Annotated in this window: 17 protein-coding genes; 8 read left to right on the forward strand and 9 right to left on the reverse strand. The window is 68.9% G+C overall.

Annotated features, from left to right (window positions below):
• Positions 1 to 50: 50 nt before the first annotated feature.
• From A6B37_RS02165 to A6B37_RS02195, 7 genes are all read right to left on the reverse strand, one after another.
• Positions 51 to 809, reverse strand: a complete 759-nt coding sequence (locus A6B37_RS02165) for a 3-hydroxyacyl-CoA dehydrogenase (protein ID WP_111824779.1) — start codon at positions 807 to 809, stop codon at positions 51 to 53.
• 140 nt (positions 810 to 949) lie between these two features.
• Positions 950 to 1,606, reverse strand: coding sequence for an adenylate kinase (gene adk / locus A6B37_RS02170; RefSeq protein WP_111824780.1), 657 nt, complete (start codon positions 1,604 to 1,606; stop codon positions 950 to 952).
• Positions 1,607 to 1,697: 91 nt separating this feature from the next.
• Positions 1,698 to 2,462: a 3-deoxy-manno-octulosonate cytidylyltransferase gene (gene kdsB, locus A6B37_RS02175; RefSeq protein ID WP_102772180.1), complete on the reverse strand. Its 765-nt coding sequence runs from the start codon at positions 2,460 to 2,462 to the stop codon at positions 1,698 to 1,700.
• Positions 2,459 to 2,638, reverse strand: a complete 180-nt coding sequence (locus tag A6B37_RS02180) for a Trm112 family protein (RefSeq protein WP_102772179.1) — start codon at positions 2,636 to 2,638, stop codon at positions 2,459 to 2,461. The genes kdsB and A6B37_RS02180 overlap by 4 nt, the downstream gene beginning before the upstream one ends.
• 10 nt (positions 2,639 to 2,648) lie before the next feature.
• Positions 2,649 to 3,716 (reverse strand): tetraacyldisaccharide 4'-kinase, encoded by a 1,068-nt coding sequence (gene lpxK, locus A6B37_RS02185; protein WP_111824781.1) that lies wholly within the window; start codon positions 3,714 to 3,716, stop codon positions 2,649 to 2,651.
• On the reverse strand, positions 3,713 to 4,126 hold the full coding sequence (locus tag A6B37_RS02190) for a biopolymer transporter ExbD (RefSeq protein WP_111824782.1): 414 nt from the start codon (positions 4,124 to 4,126) through the stop codon (positions 3,713 to 3,715). Before A6B37_RS02190 ends, lpxK begins: the two co-directional genes overlap by 4 nt.
• On the reverse strand, positions 4,123 to 4,746 hold the full coding sequence (locus tag A6B37_RS02195) for a MotA/TolQ/ExbB proton channel family protein (RefSeq protein ID WP_102772176.1): 624 nt from the start codon (positions 4,744 to 4,746) through the stop codon (positions 4,123 to 4,125). The genes A6B37_RS02190 and A6B37_RS02195 overlap by 4 nt, the downstream gene beginning before the upstream one ends.
• Positions 4,747 to 5,100: 354 nt before the next feature.
• On the opposite strand from A6B37_RS02195, the gene xseA reads away from it, so the two are divergent.
• The 5 genes from xseA to pcaF all read left to right on the forward strand — a co-directional run bounded on the left by xseA (position 5,101) and on the right by pcaF (position 11,857).
• Positions 5,101 to 6,468: an exodeoxyribonuclease VII large subunit gene (gene xseA, locus A6B37_RS02200; RefSeq protein WP_111824783.1), complete on the forward strand. Its 1,368-nt coding sequence runs from the start codon at positions 5,101 to 5,103 to the stop codon at positions 6,466 to 6,468.
• Positions 6,469 to 6,586: 118 nt separating this feature from the next.
• Positions 6,587 to 7,165: a superoxide dismutase [Fe] gene (gene sodB / locus A6B37_RS02205; protein ID WP_111824784.1), complete on the forward strand. Its 579-nt coding sequence runs from the start codon at positions 6,587 to 6,589 to the stop codon at positions 7,163 to 7,165.
• Positions 7,166 to 7,410: 245 nt separating this feature from the next.
• Positions 7,411 to 9,075 (forward strand): methyl-accepting chemotaxis protein, encoded by a 1,665-nt coding sequence (locus A6B37_RS02210; protein ID WP_102772173.1) that lies wholly within the window; start codon positions 7,411 to 7,413, stop codon positions 9,073 to 9,075.
• A gap of 58 nt (positions 9,076 to 9,133) precedes the next feature.
• On the forward strand, positions 9,134 to 10,528 hold the full coding sequence (locus tag A6B37_RS02215; protein ID WP_246842350.1) for a chloride channel protein: 1,395 nt from the start codon (positions 9,134 to 9,136) through the stop codon (positions 10,526 to 10,528).
• A gap of 123 nt (positions 10,529 to 10,651) precedes the next feature.
• Complete coding sequence (gene pcaF / locus A6B37_RS02220; protein WP_102772172.1) at positions 10,652 to 11,857, forward strand: 3-oxoadipyl-CoA thiolase; 1,206 nt, start codon at positions 10,652 to 10,654, stop codon at positions 11,855 to 11,857.
• A 93-nt stretch (positions 11,858 to 11,950) separates the two neighbouring features.
• Here the strand turns inward: pcaF and A6B37_RS02225 are convergent, their stop codons facing one another.
• Positions 11,951 to 12,364: a DUF192 domain-containing protein gene (locus tag A6B37_RS02225; RefSeq protein ID WP_102772171.1), complete on the reverse strand. Its 414-nt coding sequence runs from the start codon at positions 12,362 to 12,364 to the stop codon at positions 11,951 to 11,953.
• A gap of 163 nt (positions 12,365 to 12,527) precedes the next feature.
• On the reverse strand, positions 12,528 to 12,773 hold the full coding sequence (locus A6B37_RS02230) for a cold-shock protein (RefSeq protein ID WP_006220277.1): 246 nt from the start codon (positions 12,771 to 12,773) through the stop codon (positions 12,528 to 12,530).
• Positions 12,774 to 12,999: 226 nt separating this feature from the next.
• Between A6B37_RS02230 and clpS the strand changes: the two genes are divergently transcribed.
• The 3 genes from clpS (at position 13,000) to pbpC (ending at position 20,892) form a co-directional block, all read left to right on the forward strand.
• On the forward strand, positions 13,000 to 13,314 hold the full coding sequence (clpS, locus tag A6B37_RS02235) for an ATP-dependent Clp protease adapter ClpS (RefSeq protein ID WP_025135841.1): 315 nt from the start codon (positions 13,000 to 13,002) through the stop codon (positions 13,312 to 13,314).
• Positions 13,315 to 13,555: 241 nt separating this feature from the next.
• The gene (locus tag A6B37_RS02240) at positions 13,556 to 18,682 is read left to right on the forward strand and encodes an MG2 domain-containing protein (RefSeq protein WP_111825525.1); all 5,127 of its coding nucleotides are present in this window, start codon (positions 13,556 to 13,558) and stop codon (positions 18,680 to 18,682) included.
• A complete protein-coding gene (gene pbpC / locus A6B37_RS02245) occupies positions 18,679 to 20,892 on the forward strand; it encodes a penicillin-binding protein 1C (RefSeq protein WP_111824785.1) in 2,214 nt (737 codons plus the stop codon). Before A6B37_RS02240 ends, pbpC begins: the two co-directional genes overlap by 4 nt.
• Positions 20,893 to 20,925: the final 33 nt, after the last annotated feature.

Genomic DNA, 20,925 nt, shown 5'->3' on the forward strand with positions numbered 1-20,925 from the left:
GCCGCCGTCTTCGCAAGAAAACGCGCCTTTCCCCGTGAAAGAAAGTCTCTTTATTTGGGAGGCATGCGGATGGCGCCGTCCAAACGGATGGTTTCGCCGTTGAGCATTTCGTTGGTGATGATGCTGTGGACCAGCTTGGCGTAGTCTTCCGGGCGGCCGAGGCGCGAAGGGAAGGGGATGCTGGCGGCCAGCGAATCCTGCACTTCCTGCGGCATGCCGAAAACCATGGGCGTGCCGAAGATGCCCGGGGCGATGGTCATGCAGCGGATGCCGGTGCGGGCCAGGTCGCGCGCGATCGGCAGGGTCATGCCGGCCACGCCGGCCTTGGAGGCGGCGTAGGCCGCCTGGCCGATCTGGCCGTCGAAGGCGGCGACCGAGGCCGTGTTGATGAGCACGCCGCGCTCGCCGGTGGGCTCGGGCGGGTTGGCGCTCATGGCCTCGGCGGCCAGGCGCATCATGTTGAAGCCGCCGATCAGGTTGATCGAGATGACTTTCTGGAACAGATCCAGCGGATGCGCGCCGTTCTTGCCCACGATCTTGGCGGCGGGCGCCACGCCGGCGCAGTTCACCAGGCCGAAGAGGGCGCCCAGTTCCTGGGCCGCGGCCACGGCCTTCTTGCCGTCGGCTTCCTGGGTGACGTCGCAGTGCACGTAGCGCTGGCCCAGTTCCTTGGCCAGGGCCTCGCCCGGCTGGTCCTGGACGTCGGCGATGACGACCTTGGCGCCGTTTTCCGCCAGCATGCGCACGGTGCCCGCGCCCAGTCCGGAAGCGCCACCCGTAACAATGAATACCTTGTTCGCGATTTCCATGTCTCTACCACCAGATCAATTCAAGGGATAAAAGCGGCGCGGCTCGCGCCGAACATAAAAACTGAAAGGCCCCCGGGCCGGGACCGGAACGCATTGCGTCCGGCCGGCGCCGAGGGCCGTCTAGCCATCGAAACGCCGTATCAGCTCTTGACGGCCTCGAACAGGCGCGACTTGATTTCGTCGACCGCGCCGACGCCCGAGATCTTGCGGTACTTGGGCGCGGCGGCCGGGTCCTTCTGGGCCCAGGACGAGTAGTAGTCGACCAGCGGGCGGGTCTGCTCGCGGTACACCGACAGGCGGTTGCGCACGGTTTCCTCGCGGTCGTCGTCGCGCTGGATCAGCTCCTCGCCGGTGACGTCGTCTCGGCCTTCGACCTTGGGCGGGTTGAAGCGCACGTGGTAGCTGCGGCCGCTGGGCTGGTGCACGCGGCGTCCGCTCATGCGTTCGATGATGTCCTCTTCGGGGACTTCGATTTCCACCACGTAGTCCAGCTTGACGCCGGCGCTCTTCAGCGCGTCGGCCTGCGGGATGGTGCGGGGAAAGCCGTCGAACAGATAGCCGTTGGCGCAGTCGGGCTGCTTGAGGCGGTCCTGCACCAGGCCGATGATGATCTCGTCGGAGACCAGGCCGCCGGCGTCCATGACCTTCTTGGCTTCGATCCCCAGCGGCGTGCCCGCCTTCACCGCCGCGCGCAGCATGTCGCCGGTGGAGATCTGGGGAATGCCGAAGTGCTGGGTGAGAAACGCGGCCTGGGTGCCTTTCCCGGCGCCGGGAGGTCCGAGCAAGATGAGACGCATGAGTGCTCCTGAATGGGGTTTATTTTTTGTGATCCGGGGAATTATGCCGCAATGCAGCAGCCGCTGCGGGGCCGCGCCATAGGAAATAACCCTAGGTTTGGCTGGCGTAAACCTGGCGCACGCGCTCCAGGTCGGCCGGGGTATCTACGCCGGCCGCAGGAGGGTGGGACGCCCGATGGACGACGATGACGTGGCCGTGCTCCATGGCGCGCAGCTGTTCCAGCGCTTCGAAACGCTCCAGCGCGCCCTGCGGCAGCGCCGGATAGCGGCGCAGGAAAGAAACGCGGTAGGCATAAAGGCCGATGTGATGCCAGGCAGGCAGGCCCTGGGCCAGCACGCGCTCGCCGCCGGCCAGGGCGTCGCGGGCCCACGGAATGGGCGCGCGCGAGAAATACAGGGCGCGGTCGTCCGCGCCGCAGACCAGTTTCACCACGTTGGGGTTGAACAGCGCTTCGGCGTCGGCCAGGGGGCAGGCGCAGGTGGCGATGTCGGCCTGCGGGCTGGCCTGCAGCTTGGCGGCCACGGCGTCGATGAGCGTGGGTTCGATCAGCGGCTCGTCGCCCTGGACGTTGACCACGATGGCGTCGTCGGCCAGGCCGAGCTGCTCCACCGCCTCGGCCAGGCGGTCGGTGCCGGTGGGGTGGTCGGCGCGGGTCATCAGCGCCTGCAGCCCGTGGGCCTGCGCGGCCTGCATGACGCGGGCGTCATCGGTGGCGACGTAGACGCGCTCGGCGCCGGACCGGGCGGCGCGTTCGGCCGTGCGCACCACCATGGGCTTGCCGGCGATGTCGGCCAGCGGCTTGTCGGGCAGGCGGGTGGAGGCGGTGCGCGCCGGGATGAGGGCGATGAAGCTCATGCTGCCGGGGCGTCGTCGAGCGCGCGGGCTTCCGATTCCAGCATGACGGGGATGCCGTCGCGCACGGGGAAGGCCAGGCGATCGGCGCGGCAGACCAGTTCGGCCTGCTGCCGGTCGTGTTCGAGGCGGCCCTTGCACAAGGGGCAGACGAGGATGTCGAGAAGGCGGGATTCCATGACCGGAATTCTAAAGCAGTTTGCCGCCGGCCGGACCCGCTCCTGAAGGGTGGCCGGCCCGCAGGGCCTGCGCCAGCCAGTCGAAGAGCTGCGGGTCGGAAAAGCCGGCCTGCACCGGCACTTCCCACAGGCGCGGATCGCCCAGGGCGGCGCATTTGATCGCGTCCTTGGACGTGACCAGGATGGCGTCGGCCGCCAGCGCGCGAAACGGCGATTCGGCGTAGTCGTGATGGTCGGGCAGGGCCAGGGTGGCCTGCGGCGCGACGCCGGCGGCGCGCAGCGTGGCGAAAAAGCGTTCCGGGTTGCCGATGCCGGCGGCGGCCGCGATGCGCGGCTGGCCGGCGAAAGACGCCAGCGGGCGCGTGGCGCCGCCTTCGATCTGGCGCGCCGCGCCCGGCTCCAGCCACATGCTGACCTGGCGCGGGCGGCCGCCCGGCGCGCCGGAAGCGGCTTTTGCAACGCCGACGTTGGTCACCACGGCGTCGACTTCCTGCAGGCGGCTGGCGGGTTCGCGCAGGGGGCCGGCCGGCAGCAGCCGGCCATTGCCCACGCCGCGCTCGTCCTGCACCACGATTTCGATGTCGCGGGCCAGCGCCAGATGCTGCAGGCCGTCGTCGGACACGATCACGTCCACTTCGGGATGGGCCTGCAGCAGGGCCTGGGCGGCCAGCGCGCGTTTGGGATGGACCGATACCGGCGCGCCGGTGGCGCGCGCGATCAGCGCCGGCTCGTCGCCATAGCGGTCGGCCTCCAGCGCGCCGGTCCCGACCCGCGGCTGCGGGCCGACCTTGACGCCATAGCCCCGGCTGACGACGCCCGGCGTGTAGCCGCGCGCCCGCAGGCCTTCCACGGTGGCGATGACCATCGGCGTCTTGCCGGTGCCGCCGACGTAGACGTTGCCGATCACCACCACCGGAACGGGGGCGCGGTAGCCGGGAAGCCGGCCTTGCCGGTAGCGGCTGCGCTTGCGCGCCACCGCCCAGGCCGTCAGGGCGGACAGCGGGCGCAGCAGCGTGGAGAGCCAGCCGCCGTGCTGCCATTGGCGAGCCAGCAGCGTGGAGGCGCGCTTGGCGGTCACCGGGCGGTCTGCGCGGCGAAGTTGACGCGGCCGATGCCGGCCAGGCGGGCGGCTTCCATGACGTTGATCACGGACTGGTGGGTGGCCTGGGCGTCGGCGTTGATGACGACCAGCGGCTCGGTCTTGCCTGCCGCGGCCTGGCGCAGGGCGTCGGCGATCTCGGGCGGCGTGGAGACGTCGATGAGCGTGCCGTTGAGCGCGTAGCGCCCGTCCTGGCTGATGGCGACCTCCAGGGCCGGCGGCGTGTCCTGTTCCATCGAGGCCTGCGGCAGCGTCACCTTGAGCTGGGTGAAGCGCGCGAACGAGGTGGTCGCGGCGAGGAAGATCAGGATGACCAGCAGGACGTCGATGAGCGGGATCAGGTTGATGTCCAGCTCGTCGCGCTCGCCCCGGGAGCCGCGGAAATTCATGGACGGCCCTCGCGGGCGGGGGCGTGGTGCGAGACGGCGCGCACCAGGCGCGAGGCGGCCTGCTCCATGGCGTGCAGGTAGCCGTCCACGCGGCCGCGCAGGTAGCGGTGCGCGATCATGGCGGGAATGGCGATGAGGATGCCGAAGCCGGTGTTGTACAGCGCGATCGAGATGCCGCGCGCCAGCTGGGCGGGGTCGCCGCCGCCGGGGGTATAGGAGCCGAAGATCTCGATCATGCCGACCACGGTGCCGAACAGGCCCATCAGCGGCGCGATGACGGCGATGGTGCCGATGGCGGAGATGTAGCGGCTGAGGTCATGGGCGACGGCGCGGCCGGCGTCCTCGACCACGTTGCGCAGCTCTTCGCGGGGCAGGTGGCGGTGGCGCATGACTTCCGCCAGCACGCGGCCCAGCGGGGAATTGCGTTCCAGGCGGTTGATGGATTCGGGGGTGTCCTGGCGGTTGCGCAGCATTTCCGCGACCTGTTCGGTCAGGCCGCGCGGCATGACCAGCCCGCGGCGCAGCGAGAGGAAGCGCTCGAAGATCAGCGCCAAGCCCAGGACCGATGTCGCCAGCAGGGGCCAGATGGGCCAGCCGGCCTCGCGCAAGATGGAAAGCAAAGCGTTCAACTCCCGGGGAGCGCCGGATGCGCGCGCAGGCCGCGCGCCGGCAACTGATCAAGCCGAAACTGTAACGGGGCGGCCCGGGCGTGGCAAGTCGGAACGATCCCGAAGCTATCCACAGATCTTGTGGATAATTCTGTGTAAAACTTCGCCGGAAGGCTTGCGCACGCAGGGTTTGCACTTGTTTGCTTCAATTGCGAGCAGCTGTTTTTTCAAAAAAAGCATATACAAATCAGTTAGTTGCTACGATTTTGCTGGCTGTCAGGCCGATTGCGGCAAACAAGCGGGGACAAGGTATGATGGCGCCCCGCTACGCGTGCCCTGTGGACAGGTTATGCATCGGAAAGCCCCATGACAATTGAATTTGCAGTCACAAACAACGCATTTACGCGGGATATCCTGACGGTTGGCCAGTTGAACCAAGCCGTGGGGCAGTTGTTGGAGCGCAGCATCCCGGCGTTGTGGGTGCGCGGGGAGATTTCCAACTTCACGGCCGCGGCTTCCGGGCACTGGTACTTCACCTTGAAGGACAACCGGGCCGCCGTGCGCGCCGTGATGTTCCGCAGCCGCGCCAGCGCGGTGGGTTTCGTGCCGCGCGCCGGGGACCAGGTCGAGATCCGCGCCCGCGTCTCGCTGTACGAGCCCCGCGGCGACTACCAGCTGCAGGCCGACGCCATGCGCCGCGCCGGCGTCGGCAATCTGTACGAAGCCTTTCTGCGCCTGAAAGAGCAACTGGCCGGCGAGGGCCTGTTCGACCCCGCCCGCAAGCGCGAGCCCGTCCGGCTGCCGCGCGCCATCGGCGTGATCACTTCGCTGCACGCGGCGGCCCTGCGCGACGTGCTGTCGGCGCTGGCGCGGCGCGCGCCGCAGGTGCCCGTGATCATTTATCCGGCGCCGGTGCAGGGCGCCGACGCCGCGGGCCGGCTGACGGCCCAGCTGCGGCTGGCCAACCAGCGCGCCGAAGTGGACACGCTGCTGCTGGTGCGCGGCGGCGGCAGCATCGAGGATCTCTGGAGCTTCAACGACGAAGCCCTGGCCCGGCTGGTGGCCGCCAGCGAAATCCCGGTGATCTGCGGGGTCGGGCACGAAACCGATTTCACCATCGCGGACTTCGTGGCCGACGTGCGCGCGCCCACGCCGACGGCGGCCGCCGAGCTGGCCTGCGTGCCGCGTTCCGAACTCATGGGCCGCGTCATGCACGCGGCGCAGGCGCTGGCGCGGGGCCAGCAGCGCCGGCTCGAACGCGCCGCCCAGCGGCTGGACCGCGCGGCCGCGCAACTGGTGTCGCCGGCCCAGCGGCTGGAGCACCAGCGCGAACGGCTCAACAGCCTGCGCTTCAGGCTGGCCACGGCCTGGGCCGGGCCGCAGGGGCGGCGCGCGGCGCGGGTCGACCTGCTGAAGCAGCGGCTGGCGCATCGCGCGCCGGACACGGGCCGCGCCGCCGACCGACTGGGCGGCGCGCTGCGCAGGCTGGGCCAGGCGCAGGCGCGGCTGCTGGCGCAGCGCCGCGACCGGCTGGCCGCGGCCACGGCGCAACTGCGCGCGCTCGATCCCGGCAACACGCTGGCGCGCGGCTACGCCATCGCGCGCGACGCGCAGGGCCGCATCGTGCGCGACGCGGCGTCGCTGGCCGCGGGGCAGGCGCTGGACCTCAGCTTCGCGCAGGGCGGCGCAAACGTCGAAGTCAAGCAGACGCGCGCCACGCGCGAGGCTTCCTGAGTCCGCGCGACGGACACGTTTGTTAACCCCGCGCCTGCACGGGGTTAACGCGGTATCCTCAGGAGTTGCCGATACAATTGAACGGCTTGATCGTGCATTCAACAGAAGGAACTTTCACATGGCACATACTCTTCCCCCCCTGCCTTACGAACTGGACGCGCTGGCTCCGCACATCTCCAAGGAAACGCTGGAGTTCCACTATGGCAAGCATCATCAGACCTACGTCACGAACCTGAACAACCTGATCCCCGGCACCGAATTCGAATCGCTGTCGCTGGAAGACATCGTCAAGAAGTCCTCGGGCGGCATCTTCAACAACGCGGCCCAGGTCTGGAACCACACGTTCTACTGGAACAGCCTGGCTCCCAAGGCCGGCGGCGCGCCCACCGGCAAGCTGGCCGACGCCATCAACGCCAAGTGGGGCAGCTTCGACGCGTTCAAGGAAGCGTTCAACAAGTCGGCCGCCGGCAACTTCGGTTCGGGCTGGACCTGGCTGGTCAAGAAGGCCGACGGCACGGTCGACATCGTCAACACCAGCAACGCCGCCACCCCGCTGACCACCGCCGACAAGCCGCTGCTGACCTGTGATGTGTGGGAACACGCCTACTACATCGACTACCGCAACGCCCGTCCCAAGTACCTGGAGAACTTCTGGGCCCTGGTGAACTGGGAATTCGCGGCCAAGAACTTCGCCTGAGCCCTGGCTTCAGGCTGACGGGCCGGCTGGCGCCGCGCCCCGCAAAAACCCTTCGCTTGCCGGCGAAGGGTTTTTTTATTCCGCGTCCGGTTCATTGCCCGGATATCGAGAATAAACATGCCCTTCCTCAGGGTTATCCCCAAGTGAGCGAGCCGCTATCGTTGCGCCCGGTCTGCGGCCGAACCACGGGGTCCAGGACTGCGGCATGCCCGCCATGAGCCGGGGGAACTACAGGGAAGGGAAACATGTTGCGGTTATTTTCGGGCATGCGCATCGGTGCGCGTCTGTCGGGGGCGTTTCTGCTGGTCGCGGCCATAGGCGGCGCGATCGGGGCCTTCGGGGTCTGGGGGCTGGCGCGCATCAACGCCATGAACGATCAGCTTTACAACACCGAGCTGCGCGGGCTTTCGGACCTCAAGGAAGCCAATATCAACCTGATCTACGCGGGCCGCGCGCTCAACGGCTATCCGGCCGCCGCGACCGAGCAGGAACGCCAGGCGCAGCGCAAGCAGTTCGACACCGCGCTCGCCAACATGGACGCGCTGCTGCAGAAGGCCAGCGCCAATTTCCATGCGGAAGAGGGCAGGCGCGTGCTGGCGCAGTTCGCCGAGACCGAGCAGGTCTGGAAGCGCGAGACCAGCGCCTACTTCGCCGCGGTCCAGGGCGGGGCCGGCGCGGCCGAGATCAAGGCGCGCGTGATCGCCGCCTCACAGAAGCTCGACGACCTGATGACCACGCTGGCGCAGGGCAAGGAAGGCGTCGCCGCGCAGACGGTGCGCCAGGGCACGGAGCTGTACGGCACGATGCGCGCCATCATGATCGCGCTGGCGGTCGCCGGCGTGGCGCTCGGCGTGCTGCTGGGCTGGCTGGTCACGCGCGGCATCGTGCGTCCGCTGGACCAGGCCGTGAAGGCGGCGCGCCAGGTGGCGGCGGGCGACCTCACCACCGACATCCAGGTGGTTTCGCGCGACGAGACCGGCGAACTGATGAGCGCCTTGAAGAGCATGAACGAAAGCCTGGCCCGCATCGTCAAGGACGTGCGCGATGGCTGTGAAAGCATCGCCTCGGCTTCGTCGCAGATCGCCCAGGGCAACGCCGACCTGTCGCAGCGCACCGAAGAGCAGGCCTCCTCGCTGGAGGAGACCGCGGCCTCGATGGAGCAGCTGACCAGCACGGTGCAGCAGAACGCCAACAACGCCGGCGAGGCGGACCGGCTGGTCAACCTGGCCTCCAGCGTGGCGGTGCGCGGCGGCGAAGTGGTCGACGGCGTGGTCCAGACCATGAGCGCGATCTCCGACAGTTCGCGCCGCATTGCCGATATCACGGGCGTGATCGACGGTATCGCGTTCCAGACCAACATCCTGGCGCTCAACGCCGCCGTCGAGGCGGCGCGCGCGGGCGAGCAGGGCCGCGGCTTCGCGGTGGTGGCCGGCGAGGTGCGCACGCTGGCGCAGCGCTCGGCGGTGGCGGCCAAGGAAATCAAGGCCCTGATCGACGAATCGGCCGCGCGCGTCGAGGGCGGCACGCGCCAGGTCGACGAGGCCGGCCGCACCATGCGGGAAGTGGTCGACAGCGTGCGCCAGGTCGCCACGCTGGTGCGCGAAATCGCCAGCGCCTCGGAAGAGCAGTCGGCCGGCATCGGCCAGGTCAACCAGGCCGTGGCGCAGATGGACACCGTGACGCAGCAGAACGCGGCGCTGGTGGAAGAAGCCGCCGCGGCCGCGGCCAGCATGCAGGAACAGGCCGGCCGCCTGGCGCAGGAAGTGCGCCGCTTCAAGGTCGAGGCCGGCGGCACGGCCAGCGCGGCGCAGGCGCGGCTGGCGCACGCGGTGCCGGCCGCGCGCAAGCCGGCGCTGCCCGTGGCGCGGCCGGCCCTGCAAGGCGCGGGCGAGGACTGGTCGGCTTTCTGACCCGGCGAGGCTGCGGCAATGTTAAGGTTGGCGGCGTTGCAAACCCGCCAGCCATGCCATGACCCACTCCGATTTCCTGCGCCGGATACTGGCCGCCCCGCGCCGCTGGATGCACCGCAAGGTGCGCCAGATCAACCGTCTGTCGCGCAAGAGCGTGCAGCTGGGGCTGCTGCTGGGCGGGGCCGGGCTGGTGGCGCTGATGTCGCTGGGCTTCGCGTCGCTGGCCGATCTGGCGCTGGAATGGAACCGCGCCTGGGTCTCGCATAACGGCTGGCTGGCGCTGGTGGTGCTGCCGCTGGCGATGGCGGCCTTGCGCTGGCTGACGCTGCGCTACGCGCCGAATGCCTCGGGCAGCGGCATTCCCCAGGTGATCGGGGCCTTGTCGCTGCCGCCCGGTCCGGGCCAGAACAGCCTGGTGTCGCTGGCGCAGACGCTATGGAAAATCCCGCTGGCGTTCTTCGGCATGCTGGCCGGCGCGTCGATCGGCCGCGAAGGGCCTTCGGTGCAGGTCGGCGCCGCGCTGATGCTGGCCTGGGGCGACTTCTGGAAACGGCGCGGCGTGCAGCTGCGCGGGTTCCATGCCAACGAGCTGATCGCCGCCGGCGCGGCCGGCGGCCTGGCCGCCGCCTTCAACGCGCCGCTGGCAGGCGTGATCTTCGCCATCGAGGAACTGGGCCGCGGCACCGTGCTGCGCTGGCAGCGCCTGGTGCTGATCGGCGTGCTGGCCGCCGGTTTCCTGGTCGTGGCGGTGGTGGGCAACAACCCGTATTTCGGCGTCTTCGGCGGCGCGCCGCTGGCCCACGGCATGGTCACCTGGGTGCTCATCTGCGCGGCGCTGAACGGCGCGGCCGGCGGCCTGTTCGGGCGCCTGCTGGGCAAGGGCGCGGCCGGCTGCTCGCCGCAATCCTGGCGCGCCTGGATGCGCGCGCATCCGATCTGGGTGGCCTTCGCCATGGGCCTGCTGCTGGCCGCGATCGGGCTGGCCACGGCCGGCACGGTGTACGGCACCGGCTATGGCGTGGCGGCCGGACTGCTGTCGGGCGAGGACACCGCGCCTGCCAGCTTCGGGCTGGCCAAGCTGGCGGCCACGGTGGTGTCGTACTGGGCGGGCATTCCGGGCGGCATCTTCACGCCGGCCCTGACCACCGGCGCGGGCATCGGCCATCACATCTGGCAATTGGCCGGCGACGGCGTGGACCATCGCGTGCTGGTGCTGCTGTCGATGGCCGCCTTCCTGGCCGCCGCCACCCAGGCGCCGCTGACGGCCAGCGTGGTGGTGATGGAAATGACCGGCAGCCAGCCCATGCTGTTCTGGCTGCTGGTGGCCTCGCTGCTGGCTTCGGTGGTGTCGCGCCAATTCTGCCCGCTGCCGTTCTATCACCTGTCCGCCGGGCGGTTCCGCCGGCAGGCCATCGTGGACGCCGCGCGCGCGGCCCGCCAGCCGGTGAAGTAGGAAGGTGAACATCCGCTGGACACTGTCCGTGCCGCGGACATCCAGCGGGCGCGCCAACTTGGTGCGCGGCCCCTGCGTTAAGATCGTCCGATCCGGTTTTTCCTCACTTACTTCGAGCTTCCCATGACCGTGCATGCTTATATCTGTGATGCGATCCGCACCCCCTTCGGCCGCTATGGCGGCGCGCTGGCGCCGGTGCGCCCCGACGATCTTGCTGCCGTAGCCATCAAGGCGCTGGTCGCGCGCAATCCCGGCGTGCGCTGGGAAGAACTGGACGACGCCATCATGGGTTGCGCCAACCAGGCCGGCGAAGACAACCGCAACGTCGCCCGCATGGCGACCCTGCTGGCCGGCCTGCCGATCGAAGTGCCCGGCGCCACCGTCAACCGCCTGTGCGGTTCGGGCCTGGACGCCATCGGCACCGCGGCCCGCGCCATCCGCGCCGGCGAAGCCGGCCTGATGCTGGCCGGCGGCGTGGAAAGCATGAGCCGCGCGCCGTTCGTGATGGGCAAGGCCGACAGCGCGTTCTCGCGCAGCGCCGCCATCTACGACACCACCATCGGCTGGCGCTTCATCAACAAGCTGATGAAGGCCCAGTACGGCGTGGACTCCATGCCCGAGACGGCCGAGAACGTGGCCGACGATTTCAAGATCAGCCGCGAAGACCAGGACCTGTTCGCGCTGGCCAGCCAGCAGAAGACCGCGCGCGCCCAGAAGGAAGGTTTCTTCGACGCCGAGATCGTGCCGGTATCCATCGCCCAGAAAAAGGGCGACCCGGTGCTCGTCAGCAAGGACGAGCACCCGCGTGAAACCAGCCTGGAAGCGCTGGCCAAGCTCAAGGGCGTGGTCCGCGAAGGCGGCAGCGTCACCGCCGGCAACGCCTCGGGCGTGAACGACGGCGCGGCCGCGCTGCTGCTGGCCGACGAAAAGGCGGCCGCGCGCCACGGCCTGACCCCGCGCGCCCGCGTGATCGGCATGGCCACGGCCGGCGTGGCCCCGCGCATCATGGGCATCGGCCCGGCGCCGGCCACGCTCAAGGTGCTGGCCCAGACCGGCCTGAAGCTGGAACAGATGGACGTGATCGAGCTGAACGAGGCGTTCGCCGCCCAGGGCCTGGCCGTGCTGCGCCAGCTGGGCATCGCCGACAACGATCCGCGCGTGAACCCCAACGGCGGCGCCATCGCCCTGGGCCATCCGCTGGGCGCCAGCGGCGCGCGCCTGGCCACCACCGCGATCAACCAGTTGCACCGCACCGGCGGACGCTACGCGCTGTGCACCATGTGCATCGGTGTGGGCCAGGGCATCGCGATGATCATCGAGCGCGTCTAAGCCAGCGCGGACCGGACCCGCACGCCTCGCCGGGTCCAACGAAAAAGGGAGCTCGCGGAGCTCCCTTTTTCATGGGCGGGCGCGGCGCGCGCGTCAGGGCAGGCCGTCGAGCTTCTTGCCGGCTGCGATGCCGTGATCTTTGAACCAGCCCTGCGCCATTTCGAGGGCGTAGCGCACCGGCTTCTTGGCGCAATGGGGGTCTTCGGTCTGGGGCGCCATGTCCTCGATGTTGACGATCGTGCCGTCGTCGGCGATAAAGGCAATCGAGAGCGGCAAGAGCGTGTTGCGCATCCAGAAGCACTGCACGTCCGGTTGCTCGAAGACGAACAGCATGCCGTCGTTGCCCGGCAGTTCGCGGCGGAACATCAGGCCGTCGCGGCGGGTTTGGTCCGAATCGGCCACTTCCGCGCGGATAATATGGATGCCGGCGGAGATCTGGACGGTGGGCAGCGGAGGCTGCGGGCCGGTCTGGGCGGCCGCGGGCAGCGCGGCGGCGGTGGCCAGCATGAGCGCGGCGGCCCTGAAGAACGGTGATGCGGACAGCGTACGACCTAGGGAAAACAAAGCAGCGTTCTTGAACATGGGCCAGGCGGAGGAAGAAAATAACAAGGCGGGGCCCGTGAGCCCCGCCCGATAATGGCGCAACCTGTGGTTGCGCTTTAAGGGTAAATCAGGCGGCAGTGATATTCAGCGCCTGTTTTCCTTTGGGCCCCTGAATAATCTCGAAGGCCACTTTCTGGCCTTCTTTCAGGGTTTTAAAACCATTCATCTGGATGGACGAAAAATGGGCGAACAGATCTTCACCGCCGTCGTCGGGCGTAATGAAGCCAAACCCCTTTGCATCGTTGAACCATTTGACGGTGCCCGTCGATTTGGGATTGTCCCCTTGGACGGCGGTAGCGGTCGTATCAGACATGCGGACTGCCTCATTGAATCGTATGTTGACAGAAGGGCATTGCGGTCTAGACCTCTGTCCCCCCTCCGGCTTCCTGGCAGATTTTCGATGCGTTGAAAACCCCAGAATGCGTGGATAATGCGCCGCTTTTCTTCGCGGCGTCAAGTATGGAAACTACGCATTTCTGCATGTAATTTTCCGTAAGTTACATGCTAGCCGTCCCCAGTTTAAATAGAATAGCGGCCCTATGAGTTCTACCTTGGATACCCAGCACGATTTGGCCGTCGAGAAGGCGCCGGCGCGCGTTGCGCCGCCTCCGATGTACCAGGTTTTGCTGCTCAATGACGACTACACCCCGATGGAGTTCGTCGTGAAAGTACTGCAGAAGTTCTTCAATAAAAATCACGAAGAAGCGACGCGGATCATGCTGCAGGTGCATCACGAGGGACGCGGCGTGTGCGGCGTCTATCCGCGCGATCTGGCGGCCACGCGCATCGCGCAGGTCGCGCAGTACGCGCGGGCGCGCCAGCACCCCCTGCAGTGCGTAATGGAGCCGGTCTGAACTCCCGAATCGACCACGCCGCCTGTCATGGCGGCGTTGTTCTGCCGGACTAAGGTGTCCGGCGGCGTTGCCCGCGCGCCGTCCAGGCGCGCGGGATAGTCGGCCGGCAGCTTCGCCGTAAAGAAGCTGCGCAATATTAAAAGTAAGCGGGAGATTTGCCGTGAGTGGAAAGATCAGCAAGACCTGGCTGGCGACGGCCGGGGTCGCGGTATTGGCGGGCGCCATCGGCCTGGGCTGGTGGATGGGCCAGGAACGCCAGGCGGCCCCGCCCGCGCCGGCGGCGGTATCGCAGCCGGCCCCGGCGCCGGGCGTAAGCGACGCCAAGCCGGCCTTGCCCGCCGCGGCGCAGGTCGGCCAGGCCGATCCGTTCGCGGCGCTGACCTGCCAGCCGCGGCAGTACAACGACGCGCTGGCGCTGGCGGTGACCTTCACCCAGCCCGTTGACGCCAAGGCCGAGCTGGACGCTTTCCTGCAAGTGACCGATACCGGCGCGGCCTCGGGCCAGGCCGACGAAGACAGCGAATCGGCCGCCCAGCCCGGCGACCAGCCCGCCTCGGTGCGCCCGGGAGACCCGGCGCCCAAGGGCAAGATCGTCAAGGGCAACTGGGTGGTCGGCGACAATCCGCGCGTCCTGTATTTCCCTTACGTGCAGCCGCAGCGCTCCTACGCCGTGACGCTGCGCGCCGGGCTGCCCGGCGCGGGCGCCTCGGGCAAGCTGGCCCAGGTGGCGCATTGCGAGGTGCAGACCCAGGCCATGCCGCCGTCGTTCTATTTCGCCAGCCGCGGCGTGGTGCTGCCGGCCGGCCAGAACGGCGGTCTGCCGGTGGCCACGGTCAACGTGTCCGAGGTCGACGTGCAGTTCCTGCGCGTTGCGCCCGAGCGCGTGCCGGAGCTGTTCGACACCGTGCTCGGCATCGGCCGCAACACCGCTTCCTCGTCCGACGACGAAGGCAGCGACTATGAAGACGAATGGCGCTATTCGGACAACCGCAGCCTGAAGGGCTCGGTCAGCAACTGGGATCTGGACCGCCTGAATACGCTGACGACCAGCGTCTACCAGGGCCGCTTCCTCACCGACGACAAGCCGAACCGGCGCCATGTGACCTTCCTGCCGGTCGAAGGCATCAAGGAATTGCAGGAGCCGGGCATCTATGTGGCGGTGATGAGCCAGCCCGGCCGTTTCCGCTATGAATACCAGGTGACGTATTTCTACGTCAGCGACATCGGCCTGCATGCGCGCCGCTATCTGGACCGCATCGAGGCCTATTCGGTTTCGCTCAAGAACGGCACCGCGATCTCCGGCGCCGTGTTCGAACTGGTCGACGGCGCCGGCAAGACGCTGGCCAAGGCCGCCGCGGACGGGCAGGGCCACGTCCGCTTCGATGGCAGCTTCGCCAATGCGCGCGTCATCCGCGCCTCGCGCGACAAGGAAATGACGGTGCTGGCGCTGGGCGAACCGGCCCTGGACCTGTCCGAGTTCGATACCGGCGGCCACACCTCGCGTCCCAACAACCTGTTCGTCTACGCCGGACGCAATCTGTACCGTCCCGGCGAAACCTTCAACGTTTCGGTGCTGCCGCGCGACCTGGACGGCCGCATGCTGAGCCCGTCGCCGCTGACCGCCACGCTCAAGCGGCCCGACGGCCGCACCGTGCTGAGCACGCTGTGGCATCCGGCCAAGGACCTGCCGGGCTACGTCGAACGCAGCGTCGAGCTGCCGCAGGACGCCCAGACCGGCACCTGGCTGCTCGAGCTGCGTGTGGACCCCGCCTCGCGCGCGCCGGACGCGTCCTGGAAGTTCCAGGTCGAGGAATTCCTGCCCGAACGCATGAAGATGACGCTGACCTCCAAACAGGAGGTGCTGCGTCCGGAAGAATCGCTGACGGTGGATGTGCAGGGCGACTATCTGTATGGCGCGCCCGCGGCCGGCAACCGGCTGCTGTCCAGCTTCCAGGTCAAGCGCGACCGCTACGCGCTGCCCCAGCAGTGGCCCGGGTTCATCTTCGGCGACGTGGCCGACGATGCCCGCCGTCATTTCGAAGAGCTGCCCGAGGCGGCCCTGGACGACAAGGGCCGTGGCCAGCTCGAAGTCGATCCGCGCACCGGCGGCACGCATTCGCCGATGAAGGTGCGGGTCTCGGCCAGCCTGCTGGAATCGGGCGGCCGCCCGGTGGTGCGCTCCATCGAGCGCAGCGTCTGGCCCGCCGACCGCCTGATCGCCGTGCGTCCGCAGTTCGACAGCGACGTGGCGCGCGAGGGCGCGCCGGCCGGCTTCGAGGTGCTGCGCGTGGACGCCCAGGGCAAGATCGCCCCGCTGGCGCAGGCCCAGGTGCGCCTGTTCCGCGAGGACCGCCAGTACTACTGGCGCTTCGACGACCAGCGCGGCTGGAACAGCGGCTATACCGAAACCGAGGAACTGGTGGATTCGCGCGAGATCGCGCTGAAGGACCGCGCCCAGCTGACCCTGCCGGTCAAGTGGGGCCGCTACCGCCTGGAAATCGCCGACCCGGAAACCGGCGAGACGATGCGTTACCGCTTCTACGCCGGCTGGAACGCGCAGGACGCCGACGCCATGGGCAACCGCCCGGACCGCGTGCAGATGAAGCTGGAAGGCGCGCCGGCCAAGCCGGGCGACACGGTCAAGCTGACCCTGACCCCGCCGCATGACGGCCAGGCCCTCATCACGGTGGAAGGCGACCGCATGCTGTGGTCGTCGTGGGTGGCCGTGAAGGCCTCCGGCACGCAGGTCGAGATCCCCGTGGACAAGACCTGGAAGCGGCATGACCTGTACATCGCCGCGGCCGTGTTCCGGCCCGGCAGCGAGGGCGACCGCGTGACCCCGGCGCGCGCGCTGGGCCTGACCTTCCTGCCGATCGCCAGCGCCGACCGCAAGCTCGACGTCAAGCTCACGGCCGCCGCCAAGACGGTGCCCGAGACCAAGACCAACGTGCGCGTCAAGGTCGACGGCGCCCAGGGCAAGCAGGCCACGGTCACGCTGTCCGCGGTCGACGTGGGCATCCTCAATATCAACCAGTACAAGACGCCCGATCCGCTGGACTACTTCTTCGGCAAGCACCGCTACGCGCCCGAACTGCTGGACATGTACGGCAAGCTGATCGAGAAGATGGACGGCACCAAGGGCAAGCTGAAGTGGGGCGGCGACGCCGCCATGCGCGGCGACAGCAAGAGCCTGCCCAAGAAGGTCAAGCTGGTCGACCTGTTCTCCGGCCCGGTCAGGCTGAACGAGCAGGGCGAGGCCGACATCCCGCTGGACCTGCCCGATTTCAACGGCACGCTGCGCCTGATGGCGGTGGCCTTCACGCCCGACAACTACGGCAGCGCCGATGCCGAAATGGTGGTCGCCGCGCCCATTGTGGCGGAACTGAACACCCCGCGCTTCATCACGCCGGGCGACCAGGCCGCGATTGCGCTGGACGTCACCAACATGAGCGGCGCCGAGCAGAAGGTGACGGTCAAGCTTGAGGCGCTGGACCCGCTGGCCATCGTCGACGGCGTCAAGAGCGTCACGCTGAAGGACAAGCAGCGCGCCACGCTGCGCTTTACCGCCAGCACCACCGGCTCGTACGGCCTGGGCCTGATGCGCCTGACCGTCGACGGGCAGGGCGGCGGCAAGCCCGTGCACATCGTGCGCGAATCGGTGCTGCAGGTGCAGCCGGCCTACGCGGCCGAGCGCCAGGTGCGGCGCCTGCGCCTGAATCCGGGCGAATCGAACACGCCGCAGGCTTCGTGGGTGGCTTCCTATTACCCGGACTCCACCACCGTCAGCATGTCGGTGTCGAACCGTCCGCCGTTCAACGTCAACCGCCTGGTCGAAGGCCTGCTCAACTATCCCTACGGATGCACCGAGCAGACCATCAGCGCGACCCTGCCGTGGGTGCTGATCGACGAGGACGGGGCCAAGCAGTTCGGCCTCAAACCGCGCAGCCAGACCGAACGCGCGGCCAAGGTGGCCGGCGCCATCGGCCGCCTGGCGGGCATGCGCAACGCGGCCGGCTCCTACAACCTGTGGAGCAGCTCGTCCTCGCGCGACGTGTGGCTGACGGCCTACGCCGTGGGCTTCCTGCAGGACGCCCGCGACCACGGCTTCGAAGTGCCGGAGGCTTCGCTGGAGCGTTCGCGCCAGTGGCTGCTGGAACAGGTGCAGCAGAGCGCCGGCGCGTTCGGCACATGGTCGGCCAACCTCAAGCGCAACCTCGAATCGGGGCGTCTCGACGCCAGCGACGCCAACATCCTGCGCGAAGACCACCGCCGCTTTGCCGGCCTGGCCACCGCGGTGCTGGCGCTGGCGCGCGACAACAAGGCGCCGCTGTCGACCGTGCGCCAGCTGTTCGACAACTACCAGGAACGCGCGCGTTCGCCGCTGCCGCTGATCCAGCTGGCGGCCGCCTTCAAGCTGATGGGCGACGAAGGGCGCATGAAGTCCGCGCTCGACCTGGCCGTGTCGCGCGACTACGGCATCCACCAGCGCCGCAACAGCGCCTACTACGACGAGTGGCTGGGGGACTACGGCAGCAGCGTGCGCGACTACGCGCTGGGCTATGCGCTGGCGCAGCAGTACCAGTTGCGCCACGACGGCCTGGACAATATGGTCGGCCAGCTGGCCAGCCGCCTGGGCAGCCGCTCGTACCTGTCGACCCAGGAGCAGATGTCGCTGCTGCTGGCCGCGCGCGCCCTCGGCGGCGACAAGTCCACGCCCTGGGAGGCCGCGCTGACGGTCAACGGCGTGCGCAAGCCGCTGGCCGGCGGCAAGAGCGACCAGACCGTGGCGCTGTCGGTGGCCGACCTGGCCGGCATGCAGCTGACCAACACCGGCAGCCAGTCCCTGTTCGTCGAGTACGACATCCAGGGCAGCCCGACCTCGGCGCCGGCGCCGCGCAACGACATCATCCAGCTCAAGCGCGGCTGGTACCGTCCGGACGGCCGTCCGTGGGACGGCGGCACCTTGCAGACCGGCGACATGCTGGTGGTCTGGCTGCAGGCCGGCGCCAACCAGAACATCCCGGACGCGCTGCTGGTCGACCGCGTGCCGGCCGGCTTCGAGGTGGAAAACCTGAACCTGTCGCAAAGCCCCGAGATGCAGGACTGGACCATCGGCGGGCGGCGCGTGGCCGACGCGATGGCCGATCCCAATATCAAGCACCGCGAGTTCCGCGATGACCGCTACGTGGCCGCGGTGGCGCTGGGCCGCGGCAAGGTGGACGTGTTCTACCTGGTGCGGGTGGTGACGCCGGGCCGCTACGCGGTGCCGTCGACGGTGGCCGAAGACATGTATCGGCCGGAAATCCGGGGCGTAGGCGAGCAATGGAGCACGGTAGAGATCCGCGACCGCGGCGCCAGGCGTCCTTGAACGCCGCCGCCACCCCGGCGGCGGGCGCGCAGCGTGCCCGCCGCTGGCGGCGGCGCGGAATCTTCGCGGCCAGCGCGTTGTTTGCGCTGGCCGCGTTGCTATTCGCGTTCGACCGCCTGTATCCCCTGCCTGCCGTGGACTCGGGCGGCGCCGCCGTGGTGGTGGCCGCCGACGGCACGCCGCTGCGCAACTATCCCAGCCGCGACGGCATCTGGCGCTATCCGGTGCGGCCGGAACAGGTGTCCGGGCGCTATCTGGAAACCCTGCTGACCTACGAGGACCGCTGGTTCTACTGGCACCCCGGCATCAATCCGGTGGCGCTGGCGCGCGCCGGCTGGCAGTGGGCCACCAACCGGCGCATCGTCTCGGGCGGCTCGACGCTGACCATGCAGGTCGCGCGCCTGATCGACCCCGAGCTGGCCGGCAAACCCTCGCGTTCGCTGTCGGCCAAGCTGCGCCAGGCCTGGCGCGCGGTGCAGCTGGAAATGCACTACAGCAAGGACGAGATCCTGTCGCTGTACCTGACCCACGCGCCGATGGGCGGCATCGTCGAGGGCGTGGAGATGGGCTCGCGCCTGTGGCTGGGCAAGCCGGCGCGCGACCTGAGCCCCGCCGAGGCGGCGATGCTGACCGCCTTGCCGCAGGCCCCGTCGCGGCTGCGCCCCGACCGCCATCCCGAGGCCGCGCAGGCCGCGCGCGACAAGGTCCTGGACCGCATGGTCGAGCTGGGCCGCTGGACCCCGGCCGAAGTGGCCGACGCCAAGATCGAGCGCGTGGTGGCGCCGCCGCTGCGCGCCCGCTGGCTGGCGCCGCTGGCCGCGCAGCGCCTGTTGCAGGAGGCGGGCGCCGGCGCCCGCCGGACCGGCGCGCGTCCGCCCCTGGTGACTTCCACCCTGGACGCCGACATGCAGACCTCGGTGGAGCACATGCTGCTGGACCGGGTCGACAGCCTGCCGCCCAAGGTGTCCATGGCGGTGCTCGTCATGGACAACGACACGCTGGAGGTCAAGGCCTACGCCGGTTCCGCCGACTTCTCGGACGCCACCCGCTATTCCCACGTGGACATGGTGCGCGGCGTGCGTTCGCCGGGTTCGACGCTCAAGCCCTTTTTGTACGCCCAGGCGCTGGACGAGGGCCTGATCCATTCCGAAAGCCTGCTGATCGACGCCCCGATGTCCTTCGGCGGTTACGCGCCGGGCAATTTCCAGGCGGCCTTCGCCGGGCCGATCAGCGTGGCGCAGGCCTTGCAGCGCTCGCTGAACGTGCCGGCGGTGGATCTGCTGGACCGGGTCGGCCCGACCCGTTTCGCCGCGTCCATGCTGTCGGGCGGGGTGCGGTTACGATTGCCGGCCGGCGCCGAGCCCAATCTGAGCTTGATTTTGGGCGGGGGCGGCACCACATTGGAAGAACTGGTGGGCGCATATCGCGCCCTGGCACGGGGCGGCATTTCGGGCCGTCCCCGCCTGCGGCCGGAGCAGCCGCGGGTCGAGTCCCGTATGATGAGCCCTGGGGCCGCCTGGATCGTCCGCGATATTCTGGAAGGCGGCGGCCACCCCGACCGGCCGTTCTACAACGCCGGCAGCCCGGCCCGGCAACTGGCCTGGAAAACCGGGACGAGTTTCGGATTCCGGGACGCCTGGGCCGTCGGAGTGACCGACAGGTGGACGCTGGGCGTCTGGGTCGGCCGTCCCGACGGCACGCCCAACCCGGGGTTTTTCGGCGCCAACGTGGCCGCGCCGCTGCTGCAGGACATCGTGGCGGCATTGCCGGAAGGCGCGCCCCAGGCCCGCGTCCGGCCGGCGACGGTGCAGTCCGCCGTGATCTGCTGGCCGCTGGGTTACAGACTGGGCAGCGTGCCGTCCGGCGAATGTCCGGAACAGCGGGCGGCGTGGATACTGAACGAAACCGCGCCGCCGTCGTTCGCGGGCTACGCCGACACCTCGCAGGCGCCCGTGCGCCTGCAGGGCGTGGCGACCGGTTCGGTGCTGCGGCCCGTGCCCGGCGGGCGCGAGGTGGCGGTAGATGTGGATGTGCAAGGAGCCGAGGGCGTTGTATGGTGGATGCTCGACGGGCGCGTGGTGAGCGAGGGCGCGTCGGGTCATCCATTCAAGTTAGTGCTGGCCAGAGACGGCCGGTATACGCTTACTGTCATGGATGCGCACGGCCGCCACGACAGCGTGGTTTTTGAAATCGCTGGCGTTACGCCCTGATCGGCATAGAATATGAATCGTGTATTTGACCGC

The sequence above is a fragment of the Achromobacter sp. HZ01 genome, assembly GCF_003267925.1.
GTDB lineage: Bacteria > Pseudomonadota > Gammaproteobacteria > Burkholderiales > Burkholderiaceae_B > Achromobacter > Achromobacter pulmonis_A.